This is a genomic window from Vibrio sp. Hep-1b-8 (genome assembly GCF_006124995.1).
In the GTDB taxonomy this organism is placed as follows: domain Bacteria; phylum Pseudomonadota; class Gammaproteobacteria; order Enterobacterales; family Vibrionaceae; genus Vibrio.
This window is the reverse complement of sequence record NZ_QEWN01000145.1, coordinates 1-17,814: the sequence shown is the minus strand read 5'-3', so window position 1 is coordinate 17,814 and position 17,814 is coordinate 1. Positions and strand designations below refer to the sequence as shown.

Sequence of the window (17,814 nt, the reverse complement as noted above, 5' to 3'; positions counted from 1 at the left end):
GTCGAGGTTGTCGCGAACATGGGGATTTAGCTCCCAATCTGAATGCGCTAAGCCATCGCTCTCTTTTATCAACAGCGGAACTCGCGGAGAATCATTCAGTAGCAGCAAATGGCCTTGCTTTAATTGCTCAATAAATCGGTCATATCCCATGCCGGATGGGGTCACCTCTTTGAGTTCACTTTCAGACAAGGAGTCAAAATCCCCTTCCACTTGCTGAAATTCGTGCGCCATCAAATGGATAAGTTCAACGGTCTTATACCCCACGCCATGCCCTATTGAATCGTTTATGAGTGGCTCAAAGGTTACCTAGCTTGCGCTTTTATATCTATAGTTTGGATATAAAATCAATTGAATAGATATCACATATGTCGTGATAATCTGCTTATTTCTAAGACAGTAAACACACGGCAAGGTTATTGATTCGCACTACAGCGAACGATAAATTCATTGCAATCGTCTTTTCTTGGTAACAGCTCAATAGATGCGTTGTGTAGTGTCGCGACGTCGAGCTGAAAATGCGTGGCTTGAGTTTGAGGTTTCATGAGCGTCACCTTACCTTGGTTCATTACCTGTAAGATAAAATGCGAAACTTAAGAAGCCCTTAATGTTAGCAATATTCTATAAAACCCCTTCTAACCCACTGAAATTATTACTCTCTATTGAACCAAAAAGTGATGCCTAACTACCATGAACCGTTAGATATGCGCAGTATGCTCGCGCCTTTTCACCACCATGCCCTGACGTTCGATCTCTTCTCGAGCCCTATAGCGAGTCCGGTTGACATAACGTGTTGCAGATTGTGCAGGTTTGACAAAAATCTGGCCATTATCGGCAAACTCTACGAATGGGTTTTGCACGGGGTTAACGTCTATCGCGACGCCATAAGCATGTTTCGACCAACTAGAACCGCTCGTGATCGGCCGAGCATTAAACGCGCTGCTATTGTTCGCTGCCATCGATGCGTCGTCATCCCCTTTAAATTCTCGCATCAATTTCGCAGAATGGAGTGGGAAACGGCGTTGATACAAATCCGCAAAAAGGCGTTCCACTGAAGGAGCGACAATATCAAGGACGATCACGCTCCCTCGCTGGGTTTGCCCAGAGAAATCAATAAAATCAAAGTCAACCTTAGCCAGGCGTTCACATCCTACCGGAGCTCCAGAAGTCAATACGCCCTGCTTTTTCATCATCCCGCATTGCCATTCTGAGACAGGCGCAACCTGAGCATGACTGGTGGCACTTATCGAAAGGAATAGCAAAGGCAGTAACCAATTTTTCACGTAGAATTTCCTTCTTTTAGAGATTGAGAGGTAGGCTCAAATCCACCTCTAACCCAACTAACTTTTCGCTAGTTTGCATCTTTAGTCTTGCGCCTTCAAGCGGATAAAATCGGTGAGAAACGAGACATTCGATCACAAATAACTGGCTGAGTTAATTCATAATTACCTAGAAAACACTGCAAATTCGCAATTCGGATTACTCACTTTGTATTGCTGGTGACTTGAAGGCAAAGTCAACTCAGAATAACTCGGAGAGAAAGATGGAAATCATACATCACGGTGGGAAACATACGGTCACAGGTTCATGTCATGAACTGAGGCATGACAATCAGGCTCTGTTAATCGACTGTGGTTTATTTCAAGGGCAAGATGCTCGCTCGCTTGAGACTGATTTCCCAATCAAACAGCTCAATGGGCTGATTCTAACTCATAGTCATATCGACCATATTGGGCGGATACCCTGGTTGCTCGCTGCGGGATTTAAACAGCCAATATTTTGTACGGAAGCCACTGCGGAACTGGTCCCTCTGATGCTCGAAGATAACCTTAAGTTACAACTGGGGCTCACCGCAAAAAAAGCACAGCGGGTGTTAGAACGAGTCAAGCGCCAGCTCTGTCCTTACCCCTATGATCATTGGTTCTCTCTCGATAGCAAACAATCTGACTCAATCCAGATACGTCTGCAACAAGCTGGGCACATTCTAGGCTCTTGTTATGTTGAGTTGTGCTTACCCAACCAAGAGATCGTCGTTTTTTCTGGTGATTTAGGCCCAACGAACACACCATTACTGCCCGATCCTGTCTCGCCCCAGCAAGCCGACTATCTGTTTATTGAAACTACCTACGGCGATACACAACACGAAGATATCACCACGCGCTCCTTGCGGCTGAAAGCCATCATCGATCGTTCTCTTGAAGACGGCGGAACCATACTGATACCAGCGTTTAGTGTCGGCAGAACTCAAGAACTGCTCTTTGATATCGAGCAACTGGTATTTGAGCATCAGATAGATACCAAGATCCCTATAATCCTTGATTCTCCCATGGCACAGAAAGTCACCCGTTCCTATCGCCGTTTCAAGCAATTGTGGGGCAATGAAGCCAAGCAAAGACTGCAAAACCAACGCCATCCACTCGCGTTCGAGCAATGCATCACAGTTGAAGATTTTCGCACCCACCTCCGACTGGTTAACCGACTTAAATCGACCGGAGAACCTGCGATAGTCGTCGCCTCTTCAGGAATGTGTCAGGGAGGTCGCATAGTGGACTACCTTAAAGCCTTGCTGCCAGATCAACGCACCGATATTTTGCTCGCTGGCTATCAAGCGGAAGGAACACTTGGTCGTGCCATTCAATCTGGCTGCGTCGACATTGAGATTGACGATGAGCAGGTGGAAGTATTGGCACAGGTTCATACCATGTCAGGTTACTCAGCCCATGCAGACCAATCGGATCTGCTGCGTTTTATCGAAGGAATCCCTGCTAAGCCGCAAGCGATTCATTTGATTCATGGTGAGCCAGCCACTAAATCCCAATTTGCAGCGCTCCTTCGCCGCCGAGATTATCAAGTTATCGAATAGAAATAAGGCTGCGAACAACGCAGCCTTATTTTTTTGAGCTGACAGTTTGACGTAAAAGCTATTTTTTACGTATTTCGACAATATTACTGAATCCGGACGTTGCGGAGCCATCAAACGCTTGCACGCGATAACCATAACTTCCTGTCGGTAAAGCGCTAATATCATCATCAAAACGGGTCGCGTTAATGCCTACCGTTCCAATTCGAACGAAAGAGAATTGACCTTTACGTTTCAACCCTCGCTCGATATAGAAGCCGCCTTCATTATCAGAGTTGTCTGACCAAGTTAAGGAAATAGTGTTGCCATTTTGAGTCAAAATCAGATTGCTCGGCGCCGCTAAACTACCGGGTTGAGGACCAGGTCCCGTACCGCCAGAATCGCTGGTGACACTAACAATAAGGGTGTCTGATGTTGCTTGGTTAACACTATTTTTTGCATTAACTCGATAGCGATATTCTCCGGTATTCGGCACCGTATCGAGATAAGATGTCGTATCTGCTGGCAACGTCGCGATCTCGATAAAACTCACTTTACCGCGATATTTGGTTCCTCGTTCAACGACGTATTCTGTCTCATTGGCGCTGTTGTCTTGCCAACTCAAACTCACATTTAAGCCATCAACCGAAGCCGCCAGATCCGTAGCAGCATTGAGAGCATCTTGGTCAATAACCAACACATTGACACTGCTGCTGTTCATCGCGCCAGCATTATCCGTCACCGTCAGTGTCACCATAAAATCACCTGCCGACGCGTACGCATGAGAGGCATTCACTCCAACGCTGTTTTGCCCGTCACCAAAGTTCCAATCATAGGCGACGATGGAGCCATCCGGATCACTCGAGCCTAGCCCATTAAAGTAAACGACCTCCCCAATCCCATAACTGACCGCGGGGTTGTCGATCGCAACAACCGCATTGGGCAAATCGGTCGTCACTTGAACGGTTGTCGACGTCGAATCCGATAGACCATCGTTATCGGTAACCGTTAAGGTCACCTCATAACTGCCAGCTTGAGCATAGACGTGCTCATTAATAGCAACCTGATCAGAGGTAGTACCATCACCAAGATTCCAATCATAACTGACGATATTCCCACCTTCGCTGTCAGAGGAGTTGCTGCTATCAAAGTCCACAGGGGTACCAAAGGCAATTGAGTTCGCGCTCAAGACTATCTCTGCGGTTGGAGGGTTCATACCGCTCGCATTCAATGCATAAGCTACAGCGCCTGCTGCATCAACGAGACCATGTCCAAATACGTTATCGTCACCAACAACGCCAATATCAACAGCCGTACTAAACAAGCCATTTTCTATGTCATCTGGGGTAATATTTGGATTTGCCGCTACCATTAACGCGGCAATCCCAGCCGTCAATGGAGAAGAGAATGATGTACCGCTGTAGTATACGTAGCGGTTGTCAGGGTATGTGGTGAGGATTTCGACACCGGGGGCGGTGATGTCAACATAATCCCCCCAGCTAGAGAAACTGGCTCGTTCATTGTTGCGATCTGTTGCCCCAACACCAACAAAACTGGTGAAGTCTGGATAAGTCGCATGCTGTAATCCACTATTACCCGCCGACATAAACAACAGACCATTACGATTTCGCAAATATTGAGCAGCCGCATTAATGGTCTCGTATTGGATGCCTCCGTAACTTAAATTGACCACACGTGCCCCTCTATCCGCGGCGTATTCAATACAGACCGCCATCGTAGAGATATAGGCAGAGCTGTTGTTGTCACTGATAGCGATTCGAACGGGAATAATATCGACATTCCAATTCGCACCCGCAACGCCAGTTGAATTATTACCTACTGCACCTAAGGTTCCTGCCGTCCCTGTACCGTGACCATTGGCATCGTAAATATAGTTAGATCCATCTTGAGCGTTGTAGGCGAGATCGAGTCGTAGGTTTGGGCCAAGATCTGGATGATTGACGTCAAAACCTGTATCACACACTGCGACCAGTATCGATGAGCTGCCAGTAGTAATGTCCCAAGCCTGTCGGCTATTTACATTATTGTGGTGCCACTGATTACCAAACATGGGATCATTGGGCTGTAAAGTCGGTTCCATTGCGTAATCCGCTTCTGCAAAAGCAACATACCCACTACTACTAAGAATTTTGGCAATCGCCTTTTCTCGACCATGGTGTTCAAAAGTGGCGATGACGATTTGACTGCCTTCAAGGATACGTTCAGAAACCAATCCTTGGCTCTTGAGTAGGCTGTTAAGTCCTTTTAGATCGCTTGGCGAAGCGTTGGCATCGATTTGGTATATAACCGTACCCGGCCTGACGCGTTCCTGATTGCTTTGCACGGTGTTCGCTAAGACACTAAATGTGACAACTGAGAAGGTTGCCCACAGGAATAAAGCTGGAATAAAGGATTTCACTAGGCGCATAGCACTTCTCCATGACGGACTTCAGGACGCTAATAATAGTTTGGTCAATAAATGAACAACTGTAAAATAACGCTTTGTAATGAAATCCTCCTCAGAGCCTCCCGATTACTCAACATCAATCAGTTAGCCGACAAGCCTTTTTTACTCACTCGCTCGACTCGTGGCTTTAGTCGATGAAATACAAACCAAAGTTAACTTCCACCTTCACACAGCGCTAAATCAGAGAATTTTTCTATCGTTTTTTCCTATCAAACAAATAGGAGTAAAGAATCTGCAATTGATCCACTCCCATGCCATGCTTACTCAAACGAATAACCTCCCTAGGATTAAGGTCAAACCCTAGTCGCGGCAGGTGGCTCAATCAATTAAATCTCAAAATACTGCATCAGAACGATAAGAAGTCGAATCCGTTAGATGAAAACTTCAACTACGCAGAAGCCTTTAAAGCCCTCAACCTCAAAGCGGATCTCAAAGCTCTGATGGTCGCGAAGATATTTGGGAACCTGAAGAGGATATTTACTGGGGCGCGGAGAGTGAGTGGCTCGGTGATGAGCGTTACTCTGGTGAGCTGGCACCTTCAACTATGCATCACGTGGCATCATCATTACGCTAACCGGTAAAACGTCCCATGCGTCGAGATGCGGGTAAGGTCGCTCCCCTTGCCATCGTGTAGTTAAGCGATTGAAAGATAGGTTGATATAGAAAAAGATTATCAATCGATACAAATATGCTGAAATTAAACATCGAAAGTTTGAAAAACATGGTTAAAATAGCCGGCTTAGATTTTCTATCCACACTGCTCCTTTGAGGACGAGACATTGAAAACGCAGCACCTTTCAGCAAGCGACAACCAAGATATCGAACTAGCTAAACAGATTTTAGCGCGTGGTGAATTGGTCGCGATTCCAACCGAAACGGTTTACGGACTGGCAGCAGATGCATCTAACCCAGAAGCAGTGAAGAAGATCTTCGCGGCGAAAGGTCGACCAGCTAACCATCCGCTGATTGTTCATATCGGTGATGTTGAGCAGCTGTCTGACTGGGCGCGTGATATTCCAGCACAAGCCTATACGATTGCTGAGGCATTTTGGCCGGGGCCAGTGACGCTATTGCTAAATAAAGCGCCACAAGCAACCTCTGTTGTGACTGGTGGCTTAGAGACCATTGGTATTCGTATGCCTGCGCACGACGTTTTCAGTACGTTATTGAAGTCATCGGGAATGGCCGTTGCGGCTCCTTCTGCGAATCCATACAAAAAACTTAGCCCGACGTCGGCTGAACATGTGATGAACTCGCTCGGTGGCAAAATTTCAGCTGTCTTGGATGGTGGGGACTGTACCCATGGCCTTGAATCGACCATTATCGACCTGACAGAAAAGCCATACCGTATTCTTCGTACAGGCCCAGTAACGGCAGCACAGTTATCAGAAGTACTCGGAGAAGAAGTGCTATCGCCAAAAGCACACAGTGTTGCCGTCCCAGGCAATGTGACCAGTCACTACCAGCCAAACACTAAAGTTCGTCTGGTTACTTTGGAAGAGATTTCCAACGCAAGTGGTGAAAATATCGCATGTCTGCACTATTCACCGATTGCACCTAGCTTGGCCTTTAAATCTAAGCCTATGCCAACCGATGTCGCGCAATACTCACATGATCTTTACCGCACGCTAGATGAAGCGGATAAATGGGGTTGTGACGAAATTTGGGTTGAGAGACCACCAGTGAGTGAGGAGTGGTTTGCGGTACATGATCGCCTAAACCGAGCTCAGTCTAAGCTGTAGCCACAGAGAACAAATCAGCAAAAACGCCCCTGTACCAAGGGGCGTTTTTGTATCCCTATCGCTCAAATTCTTATCTTAATGACCATAATTTAAGTGACAACGGATCAATCGCCAGTTAAACGTGTTGCAATATTGTTAAATAGAAGGAGTAAGTTGTGCTAAGTATTCTTCGCCTGATAATGGCTGCCATTTTTGTTGTTTTTACTACTTTATTTGCCTTTGTCTACTGCCTGTTTAGCCCGCGTAATCCTATCGACACCTCTGGCTATACCATTAACGATGCTCGCACCTTGGCAGACCACTGTCATGCTCTGATGGCCGAAAAGATTGCTCAACTTGATCTGGAAGTCGCCCAACTTGAGCTGCAAGCTGGCGCAAAACCGCGTTCTAGCGTCGGCTAAACATCACTCTTCTACGCAAGGGGCAAATAATAAATAGTCAGCCTATTTTCATATCAGTTATCGAAAGCGAACTGTTGATAAATCATTCAAATATGTGGATTAATTCACACTTCATCACGAGTTTAAATTTTGTCTCAAATCTCCGACAGCCACCGTTATTTATCTGATTAGACCATTTAATTGCATAGCTTGATGTATACTGCGCGGCAGTTATAGCCACATGAATAAACTTATGTTTCTAACACCGTATTTTTCACAACAAAACAATCAGTTCCAGTTCACTCGCCAACAAGCAAGCCACTTTGCGAAAAAGGTAGCGGGTGACTTTAACCCTATCCATGATGAAGATAGCAAACGCTTCTGCGTGCCAGGTGATCTATTGTTCGCCGTACTGCTCAGCAAAGAGGGCATCAGCCAGAAAATGCGCTTCGACTTCTCAGGCATGGTGAACGATGGTGTGGCACTGTCTGTTGAAAATAAATGTGAAAAAGAAAGTGCAGTGGTAGACGAGAAGTCTAAAGAGTACTTACATATGTCTCGTGAAGGGGAAGTTAATCACAACCCTGAGTTCATTGAACATGTGGTCACTAGTTATGTTCAGTTCTCTGGCATGAACTTCCCTCATATCATGGTTCCATTAATGGAAGAGCAGCAGATGATGATCAACTGCCAACGTCCATTAGTGATCTATGAGAGCATGGAAGTTGAGTTTTCTCGCCTAGATCTAACTCACCCTGAAGTGGAATTTTCCGGTGCGACATTTGATGTGGACGGTAAACGTGGCTTAGTGACTCTAAACTTTACCTTTAAAGAAGACGGTGAAGTGGTTGGTAAAGGTCTCAAACGTATGGTTGCAAGTGGTTTAAAACCATACGATCAAGAAGCGGTAGATGATCTTGTAGAACGCTTCCATGCTCGCAAAGAGGCGTTTCTAACCGAGTTTGCTAACGCAGCATAATCAATAAGGGGTTATCGACATTCGGTAACCCTTTTTTGATCGGTAGCACCAACACGCTCAGTCGCGTCGAGTTGTTGGTCAGCTCAAAAATCTCACTCAATCATCTAGCCCTCAAAGTGAATCTTGGTTAGCCTCCATCACACTGATTCATCCACACCAATCCCCATGACACAGCAAGCCTACTACTCAGCATCTATATTGCAGTTTTCTGAGAACGACACACAGAACATCCTCAATCATTTACGTGATGAAGCACAAGCTATCTGGCAATCAAAGATCGACCTACTGAAAACACAGTTCAACCAATTACCTCATCTTGCGGGTGATGTGATCCTTGGTTTTAATCAGCCAGAATTAGAACTCGATACCGAGGTGATTATTCTCTATCGCGGTCTAGTGTTTGTTGTCTCGATAGGTTCAGACAATAGCCAGTATGATGAACAGCACATGTCACAGCTCCACAAACAAGCCCTGCGCCTTAAAAAGCATCATTTGGGCAGTCAGACTAAATTCATCATCCCTGTATCAATAGAAACAAAGGCATCACCACAACCAAGCCCAATTATAGTTTCAGAAGATTTGGTGGCTGGCACTATGTGTGACAATGGCGAACATCTGGCTGCACTCATCGAACACTTTTCTAATCAATACAAAGATGACCAAATCCTCTTGGATGAATGGCTTGAAAGTGGCTTTACTCTCTTGTCGCAATCATCGATTAGCGAGTCATCTTCTTAACAAAGACCACAACAAACAGTGCCATGGTAAAGCTGCCTAAGAAGGCTTCGCAGGCAGCGATAAAGCGAGCGACCCCGATGGGCGATATATCACCATAACCTAATGTTGTGAATGTCACGACACTAAAATAGAGAGAGTTGAAAAACTCAAGCACGTAAAACTGCCAACCCGTCACATCTTCATAAATAGGGTGCGCACCTGTCGTATCGAGAAAGAAGTAGGCAAAAGCGCAGATCAAAATTAGAAAGATGGAGAAACCCACCACTCTTATCGGGTCTTCGCCATAACCACAGAACATGTCCACTAACTTCGAGATCATCCTCTTAGAACTGAGTAATGGCATTTGGTAACGACGAAAGCGCATTTCTCGCTTAAAGAAATCCCCCGCCATCTCGAACAAACCTTGCTTTTCACACTGTTTACGTATGTTTCGACACACTTCTTCAGCTTCTTGGCAATAGGTAATGGATGCTTTCCTGTCATGCCCTTTCATTGCTCGTCGTGCTTCCTGCTCTTGTTTAAGGCTCTTGCCCCATTCAATATTCTCCAGTTTCGCACGAGACAACTCTGCCCCAAGTAGGTTGCAGTTGTCGAGCTTGGCACAATGTAAGTTGGCACCGATTAACTTCGCCTTCATTAACGACGAGTCACGTAAATCTAAACCGAAAAAATGGGCGTCAACCAAATTCGCCCGATAAAAATCCGCGCCCCGACACTGGTAGCCGTCTTTCGAACCACGGTTAACCAGATCGATATCCTCGAGATTTGTTTTCGCCAACTGAAATCCGTCTAAAGGTTTACCTGCTGCGGCCCATTGTTCAACCTTGTCTTTTATATCATCATTGCTTTTATCGACTTTGGGGTCATGCCAGTAACAGAGTCCTGACTCCCCACACGGTTGATCGCAGCACCAGCCATCAGGATTTTGATAGCTGCATTGGCCTTGGTGAGATTCCATATGCACTGCCCCTAATCATATCCAGAGTGACGTTAGTAGCCCCAGATATCTTTACTAAGTGTAGTGGGTGCATATTAGCGCGCCATTACTATTTACAAATCAATCAGTATCGACCTGTTCTCTAAGCCATTTTTTAAATAGCCGAGTATAAGGGTCATCTATGTGCGTAATCACAAAGTAACCTGCATTCGCAGCAATGGGGACAAACGGAGCAGTTAACCTTCCCTGCTCAATTTCCTTATCCAATAGAGCAACTCGCGCCAAAGCGATTCCGACCCCAGCTTCAGCAGCCGACATTGCCATATCAGTTCGGTTGAAGAAATGACCTTGGTTGGTTTCAAAGTCCAATCGTTGATGGGATGCCCAATACAGCCACTCATAATCTTTTAGCGCCCCAGACCAGGGCATTAAATCATGGAGCAACGTCACTCTCCCCCACTCGTCGCTGCCATGCAAGATCTCACGATGAGCATTGAAATAGTCACGACTCATCACTGGTAGCAACGATTCTTCCATTAACAGTTCCGCATCAGCATGTTTGTATGGCAAAGGCCCATAGTCGATAGCAATATCGAAGTTTCGATTATCGCTATCCACCAACGCTCCCTCTGCAAAGGTATGGATCTGAACATCAGGATAGCGTCTATGAAAGTTTTCTAATCGCGGGACAAGCCATTTAAAAGCGAAGGATGGGGTCAGTTTTAACCGAATCTGTTTGCGTTCAGAAACCTGCGTCAATTGAAAAATGTTCTCTTCTATTGCCGCCAGATGATGACTGGTTGCCTCCACCAGCTTTCGTCCCTGTTCACTTAAACGTATGCCACGAGCGTGGCGTTCAAAGACACTAAAACCTAGTCGCTCTTCAATCTGCTGTAACTGTTGACTGACAGCACCAACCGTTAGATTCAGTTCTTTCGCTGCACTGGTTAAACTTTGATGGCGTGAAACAATACAAATAAGGTTAACACCTTGTAATAGTGCCGACTTCATAGTCACCCTTTAAATTTTCTAAAAGCTAGTATCAAATCTTATCGATTGTTAAGCAGATGTAAATTGCACATTCTTGGCAAACTTTTAAAACTGTGAGAATTGAACGTGAAGGTTGTTATTTTAGGCAGCGGTGTGGTCGGTTTGACCAGTGCTTGGTATTTATCTCAAGCAGGATTTGAGGTGACGGTCGTTGATAGGCAGGCACGATCCGGAGAAGAAACTAGCTTTGCTAACGCAGGGCAGATTTCCTATGGTTACTCATCGCCATGGGCCGCTCCTGGTATTCCAACCAAGGCAATCAAATGGCTATTTGAAGAGCACGCTCCTTTAAAGATTAAACCTAGCCTAAGCCCTGAGCTGATCCAGTGGGCAAGCCAGATGTTGGTCAATTGCCAACTGAACAAGTATCGAGTCAACAAAGCTCGTATGCTGACGATTGCCAACCGCAGTCGAGAGTGTTTAGCTCAGTTAAATAAGCAGTTTGACCTCAATTATCAGGGCAGAACCCAAGGTACGCTACAAATCTTCCGCAACCCAGCTCAGCTCAAGGCGGTCGAAAAAGATATCGCACTGCTTGAAGAAAGTGGTACTCAATACCAACTCATGGATCCGGCACAATGTCTGGCACAAGAGCCAGGGCTAGCGAATATGAACGGTGATTTGGTGGGCGGTCTCTATTTACCTGATGATGAAACTGGCGATTGCCATCTATTTTGTCAGCAGCTTCAAGCAATGGCAGAGCAAGCTGGTGTTACCTTCTTGTTCAATACTCATGTCGAAAAGTTAATCACTGCCAACGATCAAGTGGTTGGCGTCGAAACATCACATGGAACAATCCATGCCGACAGCTATGTCGTCGCGATGGGCAGTTATTCAAAACACCTTCTTGCGCCGCTTAACATACATATCCCTGTTTACCCTGTGAAAGGTTACTCACTGACTTTACCGGTGATCGACCCAAATCATGCCCCTTGTTCCACCATTATGGATGAGACCTATAAGGTGGCCGTGACACGGTTTGAAGAAAGGATACGCGTTGCGGGTACTGCAGAACTGGCAGGATTTGCTCCCGCATTACCTGAAAAAAGGCTAGCGACACTAAATCATGTTGTTAGCAACTTATTTCCTAACGGCGTCGATTTTTCTCAAGCAGAATACTGGACTGGCTTTAGACCAATGACGCCAGATGGCACACCTATTATTGGTCAAACAACGTTCTCCAACCTTTATACCAATACTGGTCATGGCACTTTGGGGTGGACCATGGCATGTGGGTCGGCGGACATTCTAACGAATATTATCTCGTCACAAGGCCATGCATCATTCCGCGAACTCAGTATGGAACGCTACATCTAATTGCAAACAACACAATTCACTTTGTTAAACTGGAATTGCAAAATATTTTTCAGTGAGACTAAGTGAATTGGTAATATACAAATCACTAATATACCCACACCCAAAGCAATTACTGCTAATAAATTGTCGAACAACTATCAACCAGAGCTATTAATTAACAATTTTTTAGCACTTTGTGTTTTACCTCACGCAAATTCACATCCACAAACAAATAAATTAACAATTACGTCACAGAAAGGGTAATATCCTGTTTAGAAAACAACCATTACAAAACAAACAGGGAAACTACTTATGCAGTCAATTGTTGATTTTTTGAATGGAATTATCTGGAGCCCGGTATTGATTTATCTTTGCCTTGGCGCAGGTTTGTTCTACTCAGCCATGACACGATTCGTTCAAGTTCGTCACTTTAGTGAAATGTGGCGCCTACTTCTTTCAGGGAAAAGTTCATCTAAAGGTATCTCATCTTTCCAGGCACTAGCGGTATCGCTATCTGGTCGTGTAGGTACAGGTAACATTGCGGGTGTTGCAGCAGCGATCGGTTTCGGTGGTCCTGGTGCGGTATTCTGGATGTGGGTTGTCGCCTTCTTCGGCGCAGCAACAGCATACGCAGAATCAACTCTGGCTCAGATTTATAAAGAAGAAGACAACGGCGAGTTCCGCGGTGGTCCAGCTTACTATATCGAAAAAGCGATGGGGCAGAAGTGGTACGCGTGGATCTTCGCTATTGCGACTATCTTTGCATGTGGTTTCCTACTACCTGGTGTTCAGTCAAACAGTATCGGTAATGCAGTAGAAGCAGCATTCGGTCCTGGTGAAATGATTGAAACCGCTATCGGTACATTCAGTTTTGCGAAAATCTTTACCGGTACTCTTATTTCAGTAATCCTGGCCTTCATCATCTTTGGTGGTGTGAAACGTATTGCAAACTTCACTCAGATCGTTGTTCCTTTCATGGCTCTGGCTTACATCATTACAGCATTCGTAATCATCCTACTGAACATTGCTGAAGTACCTCGCGTATTCTCAATGATCATTGGTGATGCATTTACGCCTATGGCAGGTGTTGGTGCTGCGATTGGTTGGGGTGTAAAACGTGGTGTTTACTCTAACGAAGCGGGTCAAGGTACAGGTCCTCACGCAGCCGCTGCTGCAAGCGTTGACCACCCAGCTCAGCAGGGTCTAGTGCAGGCTTTCTCTATCTACATCGATACACTACTAGTATGTTCTGCGACTGCATTTATGATCATCATTACTGGTGCATACAATGTACACGGTGCAGAAGGCTTCCTAGTACAGAATATTTCTGCTGATATTGCAGCAAATGGTCCTGTATTTACTCAAATGGCAATCGAGAGCGCGCTGCCAGGTATCGGTAAGCCGTTTATTGCTGTTGCGCTGTTCTTCTTCGCGTTCACCACTATTCTTGCGTACTACTACATTGCAGAAACAAACATTGCATACATCCGTCGTACGTTTAAAGTTAGCGGCTTAATGTTCTTGCTAAAAGTCGCATTAATCGCCGTTGTGTTCTACGGTACAGTTAAGACTGCAAACCTTGCGTGGGCAATGGGTGACGTGGGTGTAGGCCTAATGGCTTGGTTAAACATCGTGGGTATCTTAATTATCTTCTTCATGTCAAAACCTGCACTAAAAGCACTTAACGACTACGAAGAGCAGCAAAAACAAGGTGTCACTGAGTTTACATTCAACCCTGTTAAGCTTGGTATCAAAGGCGCTGACTACTGGGAAGATAAATACCGCCGTAAAACGGGCAAAGCACCCGAGGCTGAAGTCGAAACAAAACCAGTTGAACAACCTTCAACCTAATCTCGACTAAAACAGATAAAAGCAGTGGTAAAAAAAAGGGGTTAACCAATGGCTAACCCCTTTGTTATTACTGTTCCCATATATTTCAGTGCCGACCTAATCAGGCTTGGCCAACACTTAATATTCTTGATTACGCCGCTACCTGCTCAAGCTCAACAGATTCGCGCTGTTTTTTCTCACCAATAGGCAAGATGGTACGACCATATTCGTTGTTCAGTACTTGCGCCATTGCAAAGTAGATTGCGCTTGCGCCGCAGAAAATACCTTCAATGCCTGCGATAGTACCAATCAGTTCACTACCAGAGAAATCACGTGCTGCAAGTAGGAAGAATAGGATTGTTAGTGAACCGAAAACGATCTGTTTAGCCACTGGGTAGCACAGTGAACCAATAAACATAAAGCCAGTGAAGACACCCCAAAGTAGCAAGTACCAACCCATAAAGCTTGCTGGGCTTGCAGGAAGCCCCATGTATGGCATCACGATTAAACCAACCAAAGTTAGCCAAAATAGACCGTATGAAGTAAATGCTGTGGTACCAAACGTATCGCCACGTTTGAAACACATCATGCCGACTAGCACTTGGCTCAGACCACCATAAAAAATACCCATTGCAAGAATCATTGAGTCAATTGGGAAAAAGCCTGCGTTGTGGATATTTAGCAGGATGGTTGTCATGCCGAAACCCATAAGGCCTAATGGAGCCGGGTTTGCCAGTTTTGTTGACATTTTGCGCACCTTTCAAAAATGTTAGTAAAAATTACGCGCGAAGTTTAATCCTGTTCAACAAAAAAGATAAACATTGAATTTGCAATCTAAGATTACGCAAACCATTTAGTATGCTTTTTGTTTAATCACCTTCATGCTTTCTCATGGTAAAAATGCCAATTATGTTATTGCGCAGAAAACAAAAGGCCTCAATTTTCAACATTGAGGCCTTATTTCTAGTTTGAACACTCACAGGTTACTGGCAGGATATTTCGTCCCAGAACCAATTGGACTGAACGGGTGTTTCCCAAACTCCCGGTCCGTTTTTAGCGATAAAACATTTGCCGTTATAAGTCACTTTGTCACCATTTGCGACTTGAGTAAAGCCCGGTTCCCACTGCGTCATACCGCCTGGGTCTGGCGTTGGGTCTGGTGTGGGTGAAGGATCGACAGGATCGAGCTGTTCAACCACACGAACTTCTGGCCAACTTGCATGCGAGCCATAAAAATTGGTCACACACTTTTCGTAGTCGCCCTCAACCAAGGCGGAATAAGCCGTTTGGAATCCCACCAGTTCACACTCAAATGAATAGCCACCGGGACGGTCTGCATAGTATTTCCAGTTGCCATCCCAATTGGTATAAAGCACATCCGTCGCGCCATTGAGGTTTAAGCTTCCGTATGGAGTTTGCTGCCAACAGGTGTCTTTTTCATCACTGCCAATCGGAATTTGATAGTGGGATGATAATCCTTGCCAGTAACGAATTCGGTTAACGGGCTGGCCTTTATCCTTGTTCTGCTCGCCACACTCAATACCACCATTGATAATGTTAATCGTGGTACCAAAACCATAGCCGATCCCTGCATCGCTCTCTCTCTGAGATGGCTGCCATGTTTTGTCTATAACGTGAAGCATCGCTGGCTTAGGGGCTTGCGGAGTTAAAAAGAACCAAATCGCTGATGCTAGATTGAGCCAAGAGTCAGCCACTAGCCCAGGGTTGTTGAGTAACACCGACGCATCGCCGTCGAACATCGCTTCCGAGAATGCACCGTAGTTAAAGTGGTAAGAGAGCTGTTTAGCCCCACGACCAAAGTACCCCTGCCCTGCGACACATGGCCACTTTCTATTTTGCCAGTCGTTCTGACCACAACCTGTCGTGTACCCTTCCTGACCTTCAGACCAGCCCATTTCCCGTACATGAACCAACGCTTGCTGCCACTCTTCTAAACCCAACGGATTATCCCAAGTGTTATCAATGGCAATATGCCCTCCTGTTTCCTGAGCAAAATGAGCAAATGCCGTTACGATCGAGCGTTTACAAATTGCGTCAGAATCACGCCCATCAGTGTACTCAGCACAAAATGCAGGGAACTTACCGATCGCACGTAGGAAGCGAGTGTAAGTGTATTCCGGTGCTGCCATCTGAGTAAGGAAGTCCCACTCTGCACGAGGAAATACGCGCTCAGCGCGCTGTACGTTATCCGGATTGGTGGCTAGCCCCGCATCAATGGCTTCAACGACGCCGTTAGGAGCCGTGCGAAGTGCCTGTGACCATAACTGATACATTGGTTCAGAGGTCTTCTGTTGCTCTACGGCGGCAACATCCGCGCGAGAGATAACAAAACCAGTCGGGTTTAGTGGATCGGGCTGAATATTCATCGTTGCCCATGCACTTGAGCCCATACTCAAGGCCGATGCGACGGCTAAAAAGCGTAAGGTTTTCATTGTTATACAACTCCTGTGTATGTGAAGTTGTATCAGCATAGATGAGGAAAAAATAACTAGAATAGTCACTAAGTCAGGTTGCGAGCGATTACAAAGAGCAAAGTAATAACGATATTTATCAGTCGCAGAAAGCGATAAATGAGTCGAAAAAAAACCAGCCCGTAGGCTCTAGAGGTGTAATTATTCCCACTCGAATATCAACGAGAGGGAAATTAATCTATACCCGCTCAACTAGAAGATGCAGGTTTCAAAATCTGAAAATTATCAGTAATTCTGGATAGCAGTGAGCCTAAAACTGTTCTTGCTTCCGGGCAACTTTTTGACCAAGAGTAAGTGTTATTACACACAACCTCTAAGGATTTTACTATGCCAACTCCATGTTATATTTCTATCGACGGTGAAACTCAGGGTCTGATCACGGCGGGCGCCTGTACGGCTGACTCTATCGGTGACTCTTATGTAGAAGGTCACGAAGACGAGATGCTGGTTCAGAAGTTTGACCACGTCATTTCGGTTCCGACTGATCGTCAATCTGGTCAACCTTCTGGTCAACGCGTCCATAAACCTTTCAAGTTTACTGTCACTCTCAACAAAGCCGTGCCACTGCTGTACAACGCGCTTTCTTCTGGTGAGAAGATGAAGACTGTTGAACTGAAATGGTACCGCACCTCTATCGAAGGCAAACAAGAGAACTTCTTCACCACTAAGCTAGAAAACGCGTCTATCGTCGATATCCAGTGTGAGATGCCACACTGTCAAGATCCGTCGATGTCCGACTTCACGCAAAATCTAACGGTCTCAATGTCGTACCGCAAGATCACTTGGGATCACGTCAACGCAGGTACGTCTGGTTCAGACGATTGGCGTAAACCTATCGAAGCTTAATCACTTTGATTTTCAGAGGCTTCCTACAGGAAGCCTCCTGAAAGCCTTAACCCCAAATTACCGTTGTCGCGGTAATTTGTATTTAAGGTTTTTGTGCTTGGTGTTAACGATAGGAGAGACGTATGGCGACATTGGCGTACACCATAGATATAGAAGGACTCGGCGATGATGCCTTCTCGCTGCAACGCAAACCTGCGAAACGCAAGTTATGTGTCCAATAC

General features: G+C 45.6%; 13 protein-coding genes and 3 pseudogenes. 8 read left to right on the top strand and 8 right to left on the bottom strand.

Going from position 1 to position 17,814, the window contains the following annotated elements:
* The 3 genes and pseudogenes from DA100_RS20775 to DA100_RS20770 form a co-directional block, all read right to left on the bottom strand.
* Positions 1–264 (bottom strand): annotated as a pseudogene (locus DA100_RS20775) (S-type Pyocin domain-containing protein); the annotation flags it as partial.
* 149 nt (positions 265–413) lie between these two features.
* Positions 414–542 (bottom strand): hypothetical protein, encoded by a 129-nt coding sequence (locus DA100_RS21550; RefSeq protein ID WP_276608353.1) that lies wholly within the window; start codon positions 540–542, stop codon positions 414–416.
* Positions 543–731: 189 nt separating this feature from the next.
* Positions 732–1,280 (bottom strand): annotated as a pseudogene (locus tag DA100_RS20770) (M15 family metallopeptidase); the annotation flags it as partial.
* 260 nt (positions 1,281–1,540) lie between these two features.
* On the opposite strand from DA100_RS20770, the gene DA100_RS20765 reads away from it, so the two are divergent.
* Entirely contained in the window at positions 1,541–2,860 is a 1,320-nt protein-coding gene (locus tag DA100_RS20765; protein WP_138973880.1) for an MBL fold metallo-hydrolase, read from the top strand.
* Between the two features lie 58 nt (positions 2,861–2,918).
* Here the strand turns inward: DA100_RS20765 and DA100_RS20760 are convergent, their stop codons facing one another.
* Entirely contained in the window at positions 2,919–5,264 is a 2,346-nt protein-coding gene (locus tag DA100_RS20760; RefSeq protein ID WP_138973879.1) for a S8 family serine peptidase, read from the bottom strand.
* A gap of 818 nt (positions 5,265–6,082) precedes the next feature.
* On the opposite strand from DA100_RS20760, the gene DA100_RS20750 reads away from it, so the two are divergent.
* The 4 genes and pseudogenes from DA100_RS20750 (at position 6,083) to DA100_RS20735 (ending at position 9,142) form a co-directional block, all read left to right on the top strand.
* On the top strand, positions 6,083–7,045 hold the full coding sequence (locus tag DA100_RS20750; protein WP_138973878.1) for an L-threonylcarbamoyladenylate synthase: 963 nt from the start codon (positions 6,083–6,085) through the stop codon (positions 7,043–7,045).
* Positions 7,046–7,293: 248 nt separating this feature from the next.
* Positions 7,294–7,446 (top strand): annotated as a pseudogene (locus DA100_RS20745) (1-acyl-sn-glycerol-3-phosphate acyltransferase); the annotation flags it as partial.
* A gap of 232 nt (positions 7,447–7,678) precedes the next feature.
* Entirely contained in the window at positions 7,679–8,404 is a 726-nt protein-coding gene (locus DA100_RS20740; RefSeq protein ID WP_138973877.1) for a DUF3581 domain-containing protein, read from the top strand.
* A gap of 165 nt (positions 8,405–8,569) precedes the next feature.
* Positions 8,570–9,142, top strand: a complete 573-nt coding sequence (locus tag DA100_RS20735; RefSeq protein WP_138973876.1) for a hypothetical protein — start codon at positions 8,570–8,572, stop codon at positions 9,140–9,142.
* Here the strand turns inward: DA100_RS20735 and DA100_RS20730 are convergent.
* The gene (locus tag DA100_RS20730; protein WP_138973875.1) at positions 9,123–10,100 is read right to left on the bottom strand and encodes an ion channel; all 978 of its coding nucleotides are present in this window, start codon (positions 10,098–10,100) and stop codon (positions 9,123–9,125) included. The genes DA100_RS20735 and DA100_RS20730 overlap by 20 nt on opposite strands.
* A 99-nt stretch (positions 10,101–10,199) precedes the next feature.
* Positions 10,200–11,090, bottom strand: a complete 891-nt coding sequence (locus tag DA100_RS20725; RefSeq protein WP_138973874.1) for a LysR substrate-binding domain-containing protein — start codon at positions 11,088–11,090, stop codon at positions 10,200–10,202.
* A gap of 105 nt (positions 11,091–11,195) precedes the next feature.
* Between DA100_RS20725 and DA100_RS20720 the strand changes: the two genes are divergently transcribed.
* Both DA100_RS20720 and DA100_RS20715 read left to right on the top strand, forming a co-directional pair.
* Positions 11,196–12,446, top strand: coding sequence for a D-amino acid dehydrogenase (locus tag DA100_RS20720; RefSeq protein WP_138973873.1), 1,251 nt, complete (start codon positions 11,196–11,198; stop codon positions 12,444–12,446).
* 291 nt (positions 12,447–12,737) lie between these two features.
* A complete protein-coding gene (locus tag DA100_RS20715) occupies positions 12,738–14,276 on the top strand; it encodes an alanine/glycine:cation symporter family protein (RefSeq protein WP_138973872.1) in 1,539 nt (512 codons plus the stop codon).
* Between the two features lie 130 nt (positions 14,277–14,406).
* Here DA100_RS20715 and DA100_RS20710 read toward each other — a convergent pair whose 3' ends face one another.
* A complete protein-coding gene (locus DA100_RS20710) occupies positions 14,407–15,003 on the bottom strand; it encodes a GPR1/FUN34/YaaH family transporter (protein ID WP_138973871.1) in 597 nt (198 codons plus the stop codon).
* Between the two features lie 235 nt (positions 15,004–15,238).
* Positions 15,239–16,708 carry a chitinase gene (locus tag DA100_RS20705; protein WP_138973870.1) on the bottom strand — a complete coding sequence of 490 codons (1,470 nt, stop codon included), beginning with the start codon at positions 16,706–16,708 and terminating at the stop codon, positions 15,239–15,241.
* Between the two features lie 366 nt (positions 16,709–17,074).
* On the opposite strand from DA100_RS20705, the gene DA100_RS20700 reads away from it, so the two are divergent.
* On the top strand, positions 17,075–17,593 hold the full coding sequence (locus tag DA100_RS20700; RefSeq protein WP_138973869.1) for an Hcp family type VI secretion system effector: 519 nt from the start codon (positions 17,075–17,077) through the stop codon (positions 17,591–17,593).
* The last annotated feature ends 221 nt before the right edge of the window (positions 17,594–17,814 follow it).

Bases quoted from the DNA above. Each gene is read 5' to 3' on its own strand.
- DA100_RS21550 (WP_276608353.1), bottom strand. From the start codon at position 542: ATGAAACCTCAAACTCAAGCCACGCATTTTCAGCTCGACGTCGCGACA.
- DA100_RS20765 (WP_138973880.1), top strand. From the start codon at position 1,541: ATGGAAATCATACATCACGGTGGGAAACATACGGTCACAGGTTCATGT.
- DA100_RS20760 (WP_138973879.1), bottom strand. From the start codon at position 5,264: ATGCGCCTAGTGAAATCCTTTATTCCAGCTTTATTCCTGTGGGCAACC.
- DA100_RS20740 (WP_138973877.1), top strand. From the start codon at position 7,679: ATGTTTCTAACACCGTATTTTTCACAACAAAACAATCAGTTCCAGTTC.
- DA100_RS20735 (WP_138973876.1), top strand. From the start codon at position 8,570: ATGACACAGCAAGCCTACTACTCAGCATCTATATTGCAGTTTTCTGAG.
- DA100_RS20730 (WP_138973875.1), bottom strand. From the start codon at position 10,100: ATGGAATCTCACCAAGGCCAATGCAGCTATCAAAATCCTGATGGCTGG.
- DA100_RS20725 (WP_138973874.1), bottom strand. From the start codon at position 11,090: ATGAAGTCGGCACTATTACAAGGTGTTAACCTTATTTGTATTGTTTCA.
- DA100_RS20715 (WP_138973872.1), top strand. From the start codon at position 12,738: ATGCAGTCAATTGTTGATTTTTTGAATGGAATTATCTGGAGCCCGGTA.
- DA100_RS20710 (WP_138973871.1), bottom strand. From the start codon at position 15,003: ATGTCAACAAAACTGGCAAACCCGGCTCCATTAGGCCTTATGGGTTTC.
- DA100_RS20705 (WP_138973870.1), bottom strand. From the start codon at position 16,708: ATGAAAACCTTACGCTTTTTAGCCGTCGCATCGGCCTTGAGTATGGGC.
- DA100_RS20700 (WP_138973869.1), top strand. From the start codon at position 17,075: ATGCCAACTCCATGTTATATTTCTATCGACGGTGAAACTCAGGGTCTG.